Annotated in this window: 13 protein-coding genes; 4 read left to right on the top strand and 9 right to left on the bottom strand. The window is 65.3% G+C overall.

Going from position 1 to position 15,245, the window contains the following annotated elements; genetic code table 11:
• Nucleotides 1-78: 78 nt before the first annotated feature.
• From A1D30_RS14915 to A1D30_RS14900, 4 genes are all read right to left on the bottom strand, one after another.
• Complete coding sequence (locus A1D30_RS14915) at nt 79-1,638, bottom strand: polyamine aminopropyltransferase (protein WP_109790956.1); 1,560 nt, start codon at nt 1,636-1,638, stop codon at nt 79-81.
• Between the two features lie 65 nt (nt 1,639-1,703).
• A complete protein-coding gene (locus tag A1D30_RS14910) occupies nt 1,704-1,922 on the bottom strand; it encodes a DUF350 domain-containing protein (RefSeq protein ID WP_199865996.1) in 219 nt (72 codons plus the stop codon).
• Between the two features lie 70 nt (nt 1,923-1,992).
• Nucleotides 1,993-3,507 carry a DUF4178 domain-containing protein gene (locus A1D30_RS14905; protein ID WP_063461502.1) on the bottom strand — a complete coding sequence of 505 codons (1,515 nt, stop codon included), beginning with the start codon at nt 3,505-3,507 and terminating at the stop codon, nt 1,993-1,995.
• 129 nt (nt 3,508-3,636) lie between these two features.
• Nucleotides 3,637-4,689: an SPFH domain-containing protein gene (locus A1D30_RS14900; RefSeq protein ID WP_063461501.1), complete on the bottom strand. Its 1,053-nt coding sequence runs from the start codon at nt 4,687-4,689 to the stop codon at nt 3,637-3,639.
• A 272-nt stretch (nt 4,690-4,961) separates the two neighbouring features.
• Here A1D30_RS14900 and A1D30_RS14895 point away from each other — a divergent pair, with 272 nt between their 5' ends.
• Nucleotides 4,962-5,234: a DUF2061 domain-containing protein gene (locus A1D30_RS14895; RefSeq protein ID WP_063461500.1), complete on the top strand. Its 273-nt coding sequence runs from the start codon at nt 4,962-4,964 to the stop codon at nt 5,232-5,234.
• Nucleotides 5,235-5,442: 208 nt separating this feature from the next.
• On the opposite strand, the gene A1D30_RS14890 is transcribed toward A1D30_RS14895, so the two are convergent.
• Both A1D30_RS14890 and A1D30_RS14885 read right to left on the bottom strand, forming a co-directional pair.
• Nucleotides 5,443-5,748 (bottom strand): flagellar basal body protein, encoded by a 306-nt coding sequence (locus tag A1D30_RS14890; protein ID WP_063461580.1) that lies wholly within the window; start codon nt 5,746-5,748, stop codon nt 5,443-5,445.
• Nucleotides 5,749-5,839: 91 nt separating this feature from the next.
• Nucleotides 5,840-6,802 carry a LysR family transcriptional regulator gene (locus A1D30_RS14885; RefSeq protein ID WP_063461499.1) on the bottom strand — a complete coding sequence of 321 codons (963 nt, stop codon included), beginning with the start codon at nt 6,800-6,802 and terminating at the stop codon, nt 5,840-5,842.
• A 143-nt stretch (nt 6,803-6,945) separates the two neighbouring features.
• Here A1D30_RS14885 and A1D30_RS14880 point away from each other — a divergent pair, with 143 nt between their 5' ends.
• The 3 genes from A1D30_RS14880 (at nt 6,946) to A1D30_RS14870 (ending at nt 10,554) form a co-directional block, all read left to right on the top strand.
• On the top strand, nt 6,946-8,310 hold the full coding sequence (locus A1D30_RS14880) for an aspartate aminotransferase family protein (protein WP_063461498.1): 1,365 nt from the start codon (nt 6,946-6,948) through the stop codon (nt 8,308-8,310).
• A 20-nt stretch (nt 8,311-8,330) separates the two neighbouring features.
• Complete coding sequence (locus A1D30_RS14875) at nt 8,331-8,966, top strand: DJ-1/PfpI family protein (RefSeq protein WP_063461497.1); 636 nt, start codon at nt 8,331-8,333, stop codon at nt 8,964-8,966.
• Nucleotides 8,967-9,036: 70 nt separating this feature from the next.
• A complete protein-coding gene (locus A1D30_RS14870; RefSeq protein WP_063461496.1) occupies nt 9,037-10,554 on the top strand; it encodes a CoA-acylating methylmalonate-semialdehyde dehydrogenase in 1,518 nt (505 codons plus the stop codon).
• 152 nt (nt 10,555-10,706) lie between these two features.
• On the opposite strand, the gene A1D30_RS14865 is transcribed toward A1D30_RS14870, so the two are convergent.
• The 3 genes from A1D30_RS14865 to A1D30_RS14855 all read right to left on the bottom strand — a co-directional run bounded on the left by A1D30_RS14865 (nt 10,707) and on the right by A1D30_RS14855 (nt 15,221).
• On the bottom strand, nt 10,707-11,978 hold the full coding sequence (locus A1D30_RS14865) for a TolC family outer membrane protein (RefSeq protein ID WP_242421904.1): 1,272 nt from the start codon (nt 11,976-11,978) through the stop codon (nt 10,707-10,709).
• Between the two features lie 86 nt (nt 11,979-12,064).
• Nucleotides 12,065-13,405 (bottom strand): HlyD family type I secretion periplasmic adaptor subunit, encoded by a 1,341-nt coding sequence (locus A1D30_RS14860; RefSeq protein WP_242421903.1) that lies wholly within the window; start codon nt 13,403-13,405, stop codon nt 12,065-12,067.
• A gap of 67 nt (nt 13,406-13,472) precedes the next feature.
• A complete protein-coding gene (locus A1D30_RS14855; RefSeq protein ID WP_063461494.1) occupies nt 13,473-15,221 on the bottom strand; it encodes a type I secretion system permease/ATPase in 1,749 nt (582 codons plus the stop codon).
• Nucleotides 15,222-15,245: the final 24 nt, after the last annotated feature.

Genomic DNA, 15,245 nt, shown 5'->3' with positions numbered 1-15,245 from the left:
CGCCCCGGCGCCTTCGGGACTCCCCGCCCCAGCAGGCTGCCGGGCTGCAGGGCCGCCGGGGTCCGGGGCACCCACGCGTCAGTGGGCCACCACCTTGCCCCATTCGCGCTCGTAGGTGTGCACCAGGGCCTGGTTGGACAGGCGGTTCACCTCGGCGGGCACCCGCGCCATGTCCAGCGGGAAGTCGAACAGCAGCGGCAGCGACGGCCGGCTCAGAAACCGCAGGCCGTCCGGCAGGGCCTCGGGCATGCGCCAGGGCCGGCGGCTGGCCACCACATAGCCCCATTCGCCAAAGCTGGGCACATGGGTGTGGTACGGCGCGGCCTGCAGGCCCACGGATTCCATGGTCTGCACCACCGTCCAGAAGCTCTGCCGCGCCACCAGCGGCGAGGTGGTCTGCACCACGGCATAGCCACTGGCCGCCAGGCGCTTGTCCAGCAGCGCATAAAAGCTGTTGGTGTAGAGCTTGCCGATGGAGAAGTTGGTGGGATCGGGAAAATCCACCACGATCACATCAAAGGTGTCCGCCCCTTGCTGCAGCCAGCCAAACGCATCGGTGTTGACGATGGTCACCTTGGGGTTCTGCAGCGCATGGTCGTTCAGGCGCGCAAGCGCGGGGTTCTGGCTGAAGATCTGCGTCATGGCCGGGTCCAGCTCGACCAGGGTGACAGATTCCACCGAGGGGTACTTGAGCACTTCGCGCACGGCCATGCCGTCGCCGCCGCCCAGCACCGCCACCCGCTTGGGCGCCCCGTGGGCCGCCATGGCGGGGTGCACCAGGGCCTCGTGGTAGCGGTACTCGTCGCTCTGCGAAAACTGCAGGTTGCCGTTGAGGTAGAGCCGGTGCCCCGCGCGCCCCTGGGTCACCACGATGCGCTGGTAGGGCGATGCGGAGGTGAACACGATGCGGTCCTGGTAGAACTTGTCCTCGGCAAAACTCGTGATGTGCTCAGCACCCGCCAGCGCGGCCAGCAGGATGCCCAGCACCATCACACAGGCCGCCAGGTGGGCCTTGAGCCGCCGCAGCTCGTGCCTAAACAGCCACACCGCCCACAGCGCCACGGCCGCATTCATCACCCCGAACAGCAGCCCCGTGCGGATGAGCCCCAGGTGTGGCACCAGCAGCAGCGGGAACGCCATCGACACCGCCAGCGCCCCCAGATAGTCAAACGTGAGCACCTGCGAGACCAGGTCCTTGAGCGCCACGTTGCGCTTCAGGATGCGCATGACCAGCGGAATCTCCAGCCCCACCAGCGTGCCCACCATGAGCACCATGCCGTACAGCAGAAACCGGAAGGCCCCCGGCGTGTAGGCATTGGCCAGGAACAGCGTGGCGGGCAACAGCCCCCCGATCAGTGCGACCAGCAGCTCGATGCGCAAAAAATGCGCAGGCAGCTGCCGCTCAAAGTACCGCGACAGCCACGAACCCACGCCCATGGCAAACAGGTAGGTGCCGATGATGGTGCTGAACTGCAGCACCGAATCGCCCAGCACATACGACGCAAGCGCCCCCGCCGCCAGCTCGTACAGCAGCCCGCAGGCGGCCACGACGAAGACACTGATGAGCAGTGCGATTTCGATGGGGCGGGGGCCGGTCGGAGCGGCCAAGGCCTCGGGCGGGGAGGCGGACGGGGTCAAATCAGGTTCCAAGGCGGTCACCAGCGCACGCCGGGGGCGAGCGCTGCGTCAGGCTGCGGGAGGGGTCAGTGAATCGCCGCCGCCACGATGATGCTGATGCCCAGGCACATCGCGGCCACCACCAGGGCCAGGGCCTGGTTCTGCTTTTCGACGATCTCGCGCCACAGGTCGTAGGGCGTGATCTTGTCCACGATGACAAAACACAGCCAGAAGATGATGACGCCAATGATGGCGTAGAGGATGGACCCGAGAAATGCTGCGGGTTTGAGCCATTCGAATCCCATCATGGTGTGATCTCCTTGAAACGAGTTGTCGGTAAGTGTGGCGGGCGGATGAGAAGAGACAAGCGCCGCATTACTTGTGGCTGCCGCCCGATGAATATCCGCCGTACGAGCCGCCCGAGCTGCGGTAGCTGGAGGACGAGGAACAGTTCTCGACCCGGGGGTCACAGCTGGAGCAGCGGCTCAGCAAGATGAGCAGGACCAGGATCACCACAGCGAGCAGGATGATGGTGCCGCAGCCCAGGCCCGACTTGGCCACAAAAGGCCCCGGGTCGTCGCGCTGGAGCGCGTCCTTCTTGTCTTCGAGCTTGAAGGCCTTGGCCACGGTGTCGCTGGCGAGCTTGTCGCCGGCGGACCAGGTGATCTCGTTCGGGCTCTGCTCCATCGACAGCAGGCCCTTGCTGCTGGCGAAGTCACGGTTGGTGGTCTTTTGCCCGCGCGTGACCTGCCAGTAGAACTCGCCCAGCACATAGGTGGTCTCGGCCTCGTAGGTGTACTTGAGGTCGTACTTGGTGCCCATGTACGTGGCCGAGCGCCCGGTGGCCGCCATCTGCGGCGCGCCGGTGGTGGGGCGCACCATGCTCCAGCCTTCTTCGGAATCGACCAGGAACGCAAAGCCGCGCTTCTGGTTGTAGAGCAGGTACTCGCTCCAGCCAAAGTGTTCGTCGTCGCCGGGCTCCACACCCATGCGGTGCTGAAAACCCACCACCTGCCAGTGCACGCCCTGCAGCTGGCCCTTGCTGCCCAGCGGGATGAGGGGCTGCACGGGCTCGTCCTGCTCGGCCGAGCGCAGCTCGCCGCCCACACCGCTGTCCAGGCTGATGATGCTGGCGCACGAGCCGCAGGTGATGCTTTTGGTGCCCGCCAGCTTCACCTCCACCGGCGCACCGCAGTGCGGGCAGTTGAACTGGCGGCCTTTTTCGTCCTTGGCCGATTCGTCCTTGAGGCCCTGCAGTTGCAGGTCTTCGAGCAGCACGGCGCGGCCGCGCTCCACATTGGGTGGGGTGTGGCCGTAGTCGATGCTGACCACTTCGCCGTCGGCGCTGCGCAGCTCGACCATGCCAAAGGGCTGGCCCAGCGGTGGCAGCTTGGGCAGCTCGCCCTGGGCCGAGATCAGCTGCGCCTGGCCGGTGTAGGCCACGCTGTAGGGCGTGCCATTGATGGCCGTGGTGGTGCCGATGCGAAAGCGCTCGGGCGCGGGCATCTCGCGGCCGGGGTCGATGGGGCGGGTGAAGACGTAGGCCCCGTTGTCCTCGCCCAGCGTGGCCAGGGTGCCGTCGTTCAGGAAGGCTGCCCATTCGGTCCACACGCCCGCATCGCCCTTGTATTGCAGGCGGCCGATGAGGGTGAAGGGCACATCCTTGCCATCGAGCTGGATGCGCCCGCTGGCCATGAGCTGCAAGGGGCTGTGGTCGTCGAACAGCTCGGCCATCTTGCCCAGGCGCGTGAGCACGTCGCCACTGCGCACGACGGTGCTCTGGCAGTAGCCACACACGGCGTGCGTGGACTGCGCGCTCTTGAACTCCACCGGCGCGCCGCAGCCGGGGCAGGGCGCGCGGTAGTAGCGCTGGGTGGGGTCGGTGGCCATCGTCTGGAGTGTTCTGCCTGCGCCGCATCACGCGGCTTCGGGGCATTTTAGGCCCCTTGCGCGCGTCCCTCCTGCGAAGACAGCTATATTTGTGATAGCAATTGAATCACGAGGTGTGTGGCACCTTTTTCAGACCAGCTTCTTGAGCAGCTCGGCCTTCTTGGTGTCGAACTCTTCCTGCGTGAGGATGCCCTTGGCCTTGAGGTCGCCCAGCTTTTCGAGCGTGGCCATCACTTCTTCAGGCCGCACGCCCACGGGTGCGGCCGCCGCCTGGGCAGCCGCTGCGGCGGCAGGTGCCACCGGCGTCTGCAGACCTTGCTGCAGGTTCTGCGCCAGCACCTGGCCCAGCGCCACGCCCGCCCCCAGGCCCATGGCGTCGCCCGCAATGCCGCCACCGCCACCGCTGGCTTCTGCAAACTTGGGGATGGCCTGCGCCGTCTGGTACTGCATGAACTTCGCCATGTCATTGCCGACCATGCCCATGCCGATCTTCTGGTCGAGGATCTTCTGCAGCTCTTCGGGCAGCGAGACGTTCTGCACCGTGAGGGACTCGATCAGGATGCCCAGCTTGGCGAAGATGGGCGCGAGTTCCTTGGTCAGCGCATCGGCAAACATGACCTGGTTGGCCGCCAGGTCCAGGAACGGCAGGCCGCTGCCCGCAATGGCGTTGCTGATGTTCTGCAGCACCAGGCCACGCAACTGGCCTTCCAGGTCCGCCACGGGGTAGCTCTCGCGCGTGCCGGAGATCTCGGTGTGGAACAGCTTGGGGTCAGCAATGCGGAAGGCGTAGTTGCCGAACGCACGCAGGCGCACGGCGCCAAAATCCTTGTCGCGGATCGTGATGGGCTGGGGCGTGCCCCATTTCTGGTCGATCTGCTGGCGTGTGCTGAAGAAGTAGACATCGCTCTTGAAGGGGGACTCGAAGAGCTTGTCCCAGTTCTTGAGGTAGGTCAGCACCGGCAGCGTCTGCGTGGTGAGCTTGTAGGTGCCGGGGCCGAACACGTCGGCCACCTGGCCCTCGTTCACGAAGATCGCCATCTGCGATTCGCGCACCACCAGCTGGCCGCCGTTCTGGATTTCCATGTCGCGCATGGGGAAGCGCCAGGCCAGCGTGCCGTCCCCCTCCTCGGTCCACTGAATGATGTCAATGAACTGTTTCTTGATGAAGTCCATGAGGGCCATGTGTGCTCCCAAAGCAAAAGAGGGGTTGAAAAGAGCGGCCATCATAGCAATGGGGGCCAGGGCCTGATCGCACTATTTTTGCCCCCATGTGTGAACCAGTTCACACGCGCAAGCCCTGTGTTTGGGATAGGCGCTGCAGGAAGTCCGGTCGCTGCCACCTCATAGCGGCTATCTCCGCTTTAGCGATGATCAATTGGCTTTCGCTATTACGAATCACTACCATTTCTCCATTGCTGCCCACCCCCTGCAGCCTGTAGAAAAAGGAGTCCGCCATGTCCCACATCCGCCGCGCCGCACGCCAGAACAAGACCATGCTGATGAAGACCGGCAGCTACTACCTGATCCATATCTGCGTGGCGGCGATGGTGGCCTACGCCGTCACGGGCAACCTGTGGGCCTCGCTCACGCTGAGCCTGCTGGAGCCCACGGTGCAGGCCGTGGCCTTCTTCTTCCATGAAAAGGCGTGGGACCGTGCTGCGCGGCGCGGCGACAGCGGTGGCGACGCCCCACCCGCCACCAGCCCGGCCACCATGCAGGCCGCTTGATTGAATCCCCCACCCTAAGGAGCCCACCATGTACAGCATCCCCTTGCGCAGCCGCACCAGCACGGGGCTGGCCTTCCAGCGCTGGCTGGTCCACCGGTTGGCCGGTTTGGCATCGGCCGGTTGACTCACCGCCCGCCGAAGTCGGAAACAACAATGCCCCGGCCAGCGGGGCATTGCATGGGGAAAGTGGACGAAGGCTTGCTGCGAATCAGGCCTTCACATCCAGCAGCGAGCCCATCATCTCGTCCTGCGTCTTGATGGTCTGCAGGTTGGCCTTGAAGGCGTAGGTGGCCGACATCTGCTCCACCGCTTCTTTCTCCAGCGCCACGCCCTCGGCCTCCTGCTGGCGCTGCACCGTGGCGCGCACACCGGCGCTGTCGGCGGCTTCTTCCTGCGCCACCACCTGGCGGCGGTAGTTGGGCGTGTTCATGTTGGCCACGTTGTTGGCCGAAGCGTCCAGCCGCAACTGGGCGGCCTGCAGGCCCGAACTGCCAATCGAAGAAATGGTTGCCATGGTTGTGCCCCGCAAAAAATCGCCAAACGCCAGTGAGACCAGCAAAACCCGAATTGTCCGCCTGCACCGCTGCGCAGGCAAGCCGGGGCGATCAACCATGCGCCTGCAGCAGGCATTGCGCAAACGCCTGCGCCGCCCGCGGCGGCTGGGGCGACTTGCGCAGCACGCTCACAAACTGGCAGCGGTAGTGGAACTGCGCGGGCAGAACGGCCTGCATCAACCCCTGGCGCTCGAAGCCCTCGGCGTAGTGGTCGGGCAGAAAACCCAGGTAGCGGCCCGAGAGGATCAGCGTGGCAATCGACTCCTGGTCAAACCCCGTCGCCTTGCGCGGCAGGCGGGTGCTGTGGCTCAGCTCCATGTTGGGGGAGTGGTAGCCCAGGCCCGCAAACTGGTAGGCGCGCAACGCTTCCCAGGTGAGTGCGGCGTGGTCCCCGCCAAACAACGGGTGGCGCGCGCCGCAGTACAGCAACATGGTTTCGGCAAACAGGTCGGCATACACCAGGCTTTGCGAGGTGCGGTGCGCCGGGATGATGCCCACGTGAAAGCTGCCGTCGATGAGCCCGCGCTCGATGGCCGGGATGGACGCCACATGCATCTGCAGGCTCACCTCGGGCGCCTGGCTGGCAAACAGCGCAATCGCATCGCCGATGTGTGCGGCGGGGTTGCTGGCCGTCTTGTCGAACACGGCCACCTCCAGCCGCCCGCCCATGCGGCGGTGGATGTCGTCGATGCTGCTGCGGAAGCTGTCCACGGCGGACAGCAGGCGCAGGGTTTCGTCGTAGACGCGCTGGCCCTCGGCCGTGAGCGCAAAACCGGCCCGGCCCCGGCGGCACAGCGTGAGGCCCAAGCGGGTTTCCAGGTCCTTCATATGGCGGCTCACGGTGCTGGTGCCGATGTTCAGTTCCAGCTCGGCCGCCGACATGCCGCCGCACTCCACCACCGCCTTGAACACCTGCAGAAGACGCAGGTCCATGTCGCTGAGCTGGCCCAGCACAGCGCGGTGTTTGGGGTTGGGGGCCGTTGCAGGGGTGGGTGGGGGTGTTTTTACTTGCATGAATCGTCAAGTAAACATTGATATTGGATTATTTGAGAGATTAACAGGCGGTACAACAATGGGCGCTTTGCAGGGCTTTGCCACGCAAGCCCCTGCACTGCCGTCACCCCGCCTGCCATCAACGTCCGCCCTGGAGATCTGCCATGAGCTTTGTCCACATCGAAAAACCCGCCGCTGGCCCCGACAGCCCCCGCATGGACGCCGAATGGCTGGATGCGCACTGGATGCCGTTCACCGGCAACCGCAACTTCAAGGCCAAGCCCCGCATGATCGTGAGCGGCCAGGGCGCCTACTACACCGATGCCGACGGCCGCAAGATTTTTGACGGCCTCTCGGGCCTGTGGTGCTCGGGCCTGGGCCATGGGCGCAAGGATGTGGCCGAAGCCATTGGCAAGGCTGCGGCCACGCTGGACTATTCCCCCGCGTTCCAGTTCGGCCACCCGGCGTCGTTCGCGCTGGCCAACAAGCTGAAGGAGCTGACGCCTGCGGGCCTGGACTACGTGTTCTTCACCGGCTCGGGCTCCGAGTCGGCCGACACCTCGCTCAAGATGGCCCGCGCCTACTGGCGCGCCAAGGGCCAGGCGAGCAAGACCCGCCTGATCGGCCGCGAAAAGGGCTACCACGGCGTGAACTACGGCGGTATCTCGGTGGGCGGCATCGTGGGCAACCGCAAGACCTTCGGCCAGGGCATCGAGGCCGACCACTTGCCCCACACCCAGCCACCCGCTGGCACCTTCCAGAAGGGCATGGCCGAGGACGGCGGCCGTGCGCTGGCCGACAAGCTGCTGGACGTGATCGCGCTGCACGACGCATCGAACATCGCCGCCGTGATCGTGGAGCCCTTCTCGGGCTCGGCCGGCGTGGTGATCCCGCCCAAGGGGTACCTGGAGCGCATCCGCGAGATCTGCACGCAGAACAACATCCTGCTGATCTTTGATGAAGTGATTACCGGCTTTGGCCGCTGTGGCGCCTGGACGGGGGCCGAGGCCTTTGGCGTGACGCCCGACATCCTGAACTTCGCCAAGCAGGTGACCAACGGCGCGCAGCCGCTGGGCGGCGTGATCGCCACCAAGGAGATCTACGACACCTTCATCAGCCAGGGCGGGCCTGAATACATGCTCGAATTTCCGCATGGCTACACCTACTCGGCCCACCCCGTGGCCTGCGCGGCGGGCAATGCGGTGCTCGACATCCTGCAAAAAGAAGACATGCCCGGCCGCGTGAAGGCGCTGGCACCGCACTTCGAGAACGCGGTGCACGGTCTGAAAGGCGCCAAGCATGTGGCAGACATCCGCAACTACGGCCTGGCGGCGGGCATCACCATCAGCGCACTGCCCAGCGAGCCTGCCAAGCGCCCTTATGAGATCGCGATGAAGTGCTGGGAGAAAGGCTTTTACGTACGCTACGGCGGGGACACGATCCAGCTCGCGCCCCCGTTCATCTCGACCTCCGCCGAGATCGACCGCATGGTCAGCGCCCTGGGCGACGCCCTGCACGAAACGGCTTGAGTCGGCCGCCCCACCAGCCCATGCGCATCGCCATCCTCACCTTCGACGCCTTCAACGACCTCGACTCGCTCGTGGCGTTTGGCATGCTCAACCGCATCGCACTGCTGGGCGACACGGACTGGCAGGTGCACATCGCCAGCCCCACGCCGCGCGTCACCTCCATGAACGGCCTGACGATCGACGCGCATGAAGACCTGAGCCAGTTGGCTAAGGCCGATGCGGTGCTGATTGGCAGCGGCATGAAGACGCGCGAGGTGGCCAACACCCCGGCGCTGATGGAGCAGCTGCGCGTGCTGAACCCTGCGCGCCAGTTGCTGGCGGCGCAGTGCTCTGGCACCTTCCTGCTGAGCCGCCTGGGCCTGCTGGGCCGCGCGCCTGCGTGCACCGACCTGACCAGCAAACCCTGGGTGGTGGAATCCGGCGTGGACGTGGTGCCGCGCGCTTTTGCCGCCCACGGCAACGTGGCCACGGCGGGCGGGTGCCTGGCCTCGCAGTACCTGGTGGCCTGGCTGATCGCCCGCCTCAAGGGGCTGGACGCCGCCCGCGAGGTGCTGCACTACTTTGCCCCGGTGGGCGAGAAACAGGCCTTCATCGACCGGGCGCTGGCCCATGTGGTGCCCACGCTGGAACCCCAGGCGGCGGCACAGGCCGCATAGTCACTCATCTTTTTATAGCTGCTTGCGCATACTGGACGCGCGCAAACGGCATTTTTTACTTGAAATCACCATGAACCACGACAAGAACGTCACCACCACCGTCGGCCACCTCATCGACGGCAAGAGCGTTGCCGATGCTGAGCGCACGCAGCCCGTGTTCAACCCCGCCACCGGCCAATCGACCACCAGCGTGGCGCTGGCGAGCAAGGCCACCGTCGAAGCGGCAATCGCCTCCGCAGAAGCCGCCTTCCCCGCCTGGCGCAACACGCCGCCCCTCAAGCGCGCGCGGGTGATGAGCAAGCTGAAAGTGCTGCTCGAAGAAAACGCCGACAAGATCGCCGCGCTGATCACCGCCGAACACGGCAAGGTGCTGGCCGACGCGCACGGCGAGCTGCAGCGCGGCATCGAGAACGTGGAATACGCCAGCTACGCGCCCGAGCTGCTCAAGGGCGAGCACAGCCGCAATGTCGGCCCATCGATTGATTCGTGGAGCGAGTTCCAGGCACTGGGCGTCACCGCAGGCATCACGCCGTTCAACTTCCCGGCCATGGTGCCGCTGTGGATGTGGCCCATGGCCGTGGCGTGTGGCAACACCTTTGTGCTCAAGCCGTCGGAGCGCGATCCGTCCTCCACACTGTTCATCGCCCAACTGGCCCTCGAAGCAGGCCTGCCGCCCGGCGTGCTCAACGTGGTCAACGGCGACAAGCTGGCCGTGGACACGCTGCTGCAAGACCCGCGCGTGAAGGCCGTGAGCTTTGTGGGCTCCACCCCCATCGCCGAGTACATCTACAGCGAAGGCTGCAAACACGGCAAGCGCGTGCAGGCCCTGGGCGGTGCCAAGAACCACGCAGTGCTGATGCCCGACGCCGATGTGGGCAACGCCGTGAGCGCGCTGATGGGTGCAGCCTATGGATCGTGCGGCGAGCGCTGCATGGCCATCCCGCTGCTGGTCGCCGTGGGCGACGCAGTGGGTGACGCCGTGATCGCGGGCCTGAAGACCGAGATCGCCAAGATGAAGGTCGGCCCCGGCACCGACAACAGCAACGACATGGGCCCGCTGGTCACCAAGCCGCACTTTGAAAAGGTGAAGGCCTATGTGGACAGCGGCGTGACCGAAGGCGCCACGCTGGTGGTGGACGGCCGTGGCGTGAAGGTGGCGGGCCATGAGGAAGGCTACTTCCTGGGCGCCTGCCTCTTCGACAACGTCAAGCCCGGCATGAAGATCTACCAGGAGGAGATCTTCGGCCCCGTGCTCGGCGTGGTGCGCGTGAAGACGCTGCAGGAAGCCATGCAGCTCATCAACGACCACGAATACGGCAACGGCACCTGCATCTTCACCCGCGACGGCGAGGCTGCCCGTTACTTCACCGACCACATCCAGGTCGGCATGGTGGGCGTGAACGTGCCCCTGCCCGTGCCCGTGGCGTACCACTCGTTCGGCGGCTGGAAGCGTTCTTTGTTTGGTGACCTGCACGCCTATGGCCCGGATGCCGTGCGCTTCTATACCAAGCGCAAGACGATCACGCAGCGCTGGCCGTCGGCGGGCGTGCGCGAGGGGGCGGTGTTCAGCTTTCCGAGCAGCCGCTGAACACTGGCTCTACGCAGCTACAAGGGTGCATAGAACGTATTCACGTTCTTGGCCCCTGCACCTCCGGGCGCAGGGGGTTTTTCTTCCATGCGACGGCGGGAGGAGGCCCCAGGAGTACACGGCCAAGCCACGTCGTGCATGGAAAGTTGGACTCAGGGCGTCTTGAATAGCGCGTTCACGGCAGCGATGCTGCTATCCCGGTCCCCTCCTGCCAGGGCCTGCAGGCGCACGCAAGACACCAGGTAGGTGTAGCGCGCCCGGGCCAGGTCGCGCAGGGCCAGCTCCTTTTGCTGCTCCGCGTTCAGGATATCCACCAGGGTTCTGGCACCGCCTTCAAACGAGCGGCGGCTCGACACCACGAGCTGCGTGGCAGACCGCGCGGCCTGTTCCAGCGCCCGGATGCGCAGGCGACCTTCGCTGACGCCCCGAAACTCAGTGTGGATGCGCAGGCTGAGATCCCGGCGCGCGGACTCCAGCAGCTCGCGGGCCTGCACCTGCTCCGCTACCGCCTGGCGTACGGTGGAGCTGACATAGCCACCCGCAAACAGGGGCATATTCAGCTGCAGACCGATCACGCGGTTGGTGTAGCTGGAGCTGGGGGTGGTGACGTTCTCGCTGCCACTGCGCGTCCATTGGGCCACAGCATCCAGCGTGGGGAGGTGCCCGGTGCGGGCCTTCTCGATCTCCAGCCGGGCCACATCCAGCCGTGCTTTCTGTTGCCGGATCTCAGGACTGTTGTCCTCTGCAAGGGCCAGCCAGTCCTCAACGCTGCGCTGCTCGGGCGCCCAGGCAGCAAACTTGGACTCGTCCAGCGGGCTGAGCGCCTCCACCGGCTGATTGACCAGCGTCTCCAACTGGCGGCGCGCATAGTCCAGCTGCTGCCGGATCTCCAGTTCCTGCGCCACGGCCATGTCCAGTCGGGCCTGGGCTTCATCGATGTCGGTGCGCGTGCCGCTGCCCGCGTCCAGCAGCTTGCGCGCAGCGTCCAGCTGGGTGGTGGTGGTGTTCTTCTGCGCACGCGCCAGGGCCAGCTGGTCTTGAGCCAGCAACAGCTGCAAGTAGGCGTCGGTCACGCGCACGCCCAGGTTCTGCAGCTCCCGATCCAGCTGCGCCCCCACTTCGGCACGCATCTGGTGGGCCTGTTCCAGCCCCACCGACAACGACTTGCGGTAGACAGGCTGGCGCAGGGTCAGGGTGGCGTTGTGGCTGGTGTAATTTTCATCCACGGTCACCGACCGGCCCAGGACGTTGCGTTGCGTGTTGCTCAGGTCGTTGCGGTTGCGGGCGGCACTGAAGGCCACATTGGGGTAGCGCATGGCCTTGGCCTGCTCTACCCGCTCATCCCCCACATCGGCGGCTGCACGGGCGGCGCGGATGGTGGCGTCCTGCAGCAAGGCCGCCTGGTAGGCCTGCTGGAGATCCATGGACCAGGCAGGTCCTGCGCATGCCACCAGGACGGAGAACGAGACCGCCCGCAAGGCGCTCGAGGGCGTGAAAAACAAGGCCATGCTCACTCTTCCTTCAGGGAGCCCGACACGCGCTTGAGCAAAGGGCCTAGCAGATAGGTCAGCATGGTGCGCTCCCCAGTCTTGATGACCACCTCGGCCGGCATGCCTGGCTGCAAGTGGCGTGCGCCCAGCGTCTTCATGCCGTCCGGCGTTACCTTGACCCGCGCGAGGTAGTAGGTCTGGTTGCTCTGCGCATCCGTCAGCAGATCCCCGGAGACCGAGGCCAGCTCTCCTTGCACCACAAGCTGGGGAGAATGGGCGAATGCACTGAAGCGCACATCGGCATGCAGACCGGGGCGTACCTTGTCGATCAGGTGAGGGGCCACGCGGGCCTCCAGCACCAGAGGCTCATCGGGTGGGACGATGCCCATCAGTTGCTGGCCCGCCTGGACCACGGCACCCACAGTCTGCACCGCCAGGCCTACCACCTGGCCAGCAGCGGGTGCCCGGATCTCCGTACGGTCCAGATCGGCTTTCAGCGCGGTGAACTTGTCGGCGTCCGACTGCACCTCACGCGTGATGTCCGCAAGGTTCGTTTCGACTTCCTTGCGGTATTCCTGCTGCCGCGCCAGAGCCCGCTGGCGCATTTCCCCCACCGTGCGCTGCGTGCGCGCCGTGTTGCCCAACAGCTCCGTAATGGCCAAGCTGGAGTCGGCTACCATGCGTTCAAGCTCCAGCTGTCGGTTGCGAGGTGAATAACCCTCTTTGACCAGCTCACGCGTATGGCGCAGCTCTTCCTCCAGTGAAGCCAGTTGCCCGCGCCGGCTGGTCAACATCCCCGCGTATGCCTGAAGCAAGGCATTCTGACCCTGGATGCCTTCCTCTATGCCTTGCAGGTCTGCGCGCAGGGCCGCTCGCCGCGACAGGATCAACTGCTCCTGGTTCTTAGTCTGCTGTCGAATCAGAGGATCCTTCGCTGCGGCCTGAAGATCAGGATGAAAAACGATAGCTGCAGCACCCGACTGCTCGGCCAGCAACCGCCCCTGGACTGCCCGCAATCCCAGGTACCGCTGGCGGACCGCCTCGTAGTTGGCCTTGGCCACCGCGTCATCCAGAGATATCAACGGTTGCCCCGCCTGCACCACGTCACCCTCGCGCACAAAGACCTGCTTGACGATGCCCCCGCTGAGGTGCTGCACCGCTTTGCGTTTGGTGTCGATCGCAACCACACCCTGGCTGGGTACCCCCTCGTCCAGGGGGGCAACAGCCGCCCACAGCAAAAATCCCCCCAGGCCCAGGCCCAGCACCCACAGCCCAATGCGCGCCGCGCGCCCGGTATCCGAGGGAGGCAGGGGCGCCGATCGGGCTCCCGGCAGTGAGGAGATCGAAGGTGCTTGTTTCAAGGGTTCAGTGTGAGCCATGGGCGGATGTTCAGAAAATGTTCGCTCGTATCGAATGCGCACAACGCGTTCAGGCGGGCAGCGGCTGCGGGGCAGGCAAAGACCCAGCGGCTGAAGAAGGGGCGGGCGCTTGGCGTGCCGCCTGCAGCTGTGCCAGGACTTCGTCACGCGGGCCTTTCAGCTGTACCTGACCGTTCTGCAGAACCAGCACCTGATCTGCAAGTGCAAGCACCCCCGCCCGATGCGTCACCATCACGACGGTCTTGCCGCGCTCCTTGAGCTGGCGCATGGCCCCGAGCAAGGCCGCTTCGCCCACGTCGTCCAGGTGGGCGTTGGGCTCATCGAGCACCAAGAGCGCTGGATCACCGTACAGAGCGCGGGCCAGTCCGATGCGTTGGCGTTGTCCCCCCGAAAGCAAGCGCCCACCCTCTCCAATCGGCGTGTCATAGCCTTTGGGGAATCTCAGCACCATCTCATGCAGGCCCGCGCATTGGGCCGCAGCAATGACCTTGGCAGAATCCACCGCCGCAAAACGTGCGATGTTCTCGGCAATCGTCCCGCCGAACAAAACCGTATCCTGTGGCAGGTAACCTACCTGAGGGCCCAAGGTCTCATGGCTCCAGGCGGTGGGGGGCTGGCCATCAAACAACAACTCGCCCTGCGATACGGGCCAGACTCCCACAAGCACGCGCGCCAGCGTGGATTTGCCGGAACCCGAGGGGCCCAACACCACCGTCAGCGAACCCGGCGGAGCATGCAGGTCCACCTGCTGAAGAATCGGCGTCACCTGCCCCGGCGCAGTGGCATGTACATCGCGCAGCTGAACATCCCCTTGCAGACGCGGGGCTGCAGAGATCTTGGGCAACGGTGGATGCTCTTGCAGCAGTTGCTCCAACCGAAAGAAGGCCGCGCGGGCCCCCAAAAAGCCGCGCCACGCACTCACCACCTGGTCAATCGGAGCCAAGGCGCGGGTCATCAGCACGTTGGCAGCAATCATGGCTCCGGCCGAGATCTGACCATCGATCACCAGCAAAGCACCCACCGCCAGCGACAGCGCCTGCTGCGCATAACGCACAGACTTGCTCCAGGCCGTGATGCGGTGCGTCAGGCCCTGGGCTGCCGCATGCAGTTCGGCATAGCGCGCCTGCAGCAACGCCCAGCGGTGGTGCAACTGCTGCAACATGCCCATGGCCTCAACCGCCTCGGCATTGCGCAACTTGCCATTCAGGTAGGCATGCGACCGGCCCTGCGCCTTGGCCAGGGATTCGGAAGGCTCCACCGTGCGCTGGTGCCCCAGCCATGCCAAGGCGGCCTGGATCAGAGCAAAGACCACGGCCACGGCGCCCAGCAGGGGGTGCAGCAAGAACAGCACCCCGATGTAGATAGGGGCCCATGGCAGATCGAAAAAGGCAAAAATGCTGGGGCCCGTCAGGAACTGGCGCACCTCCGCCAGGTCCGTGAACGACTGGCCAGGGCTTCCCCCGCCCTCACGGACGCTGCGCGCGAAACCTGCCGAGAAAACACGCTCCCCCAGCAACCGGTCCAGACGCACCCCCGCGCGCACGAGCAACCGGGACCGCGCCCATTCGGCAAATGCCATGGCGGCAAACAGGAACAGGATAAGCAGCGAGACCACCAGCAAGGTGAGCTCGTTGCGGCTGACCAGCACACGGTCGTAGATCTGCAGCATGTACAGCGTGGGTGCCAGCATGAGCAGGTTGGCCACCATGCTGAAAATTGCGATCACGACCCATTCACGCTGCAGGCTCCGCAGGGCCTGGGTGATTTCGCTGCGCGAGAAAAATCCGCTGATGGACATGGTGTCAGTTGGGTTGGAAGAAGG

The sequence above is a fragment of the Acidovorax sp. GW101-3H11 genome, assembly GCF_001633105.1.
GTDB lineage: Bacteria > Pseudomonadota > Gammaproteobacteria > Burkholderiales > Burkholderiaceae_C > Acidovorax.
This window is presented reverse-complemented; position numbering and strand designations above follow the sequence as displayed.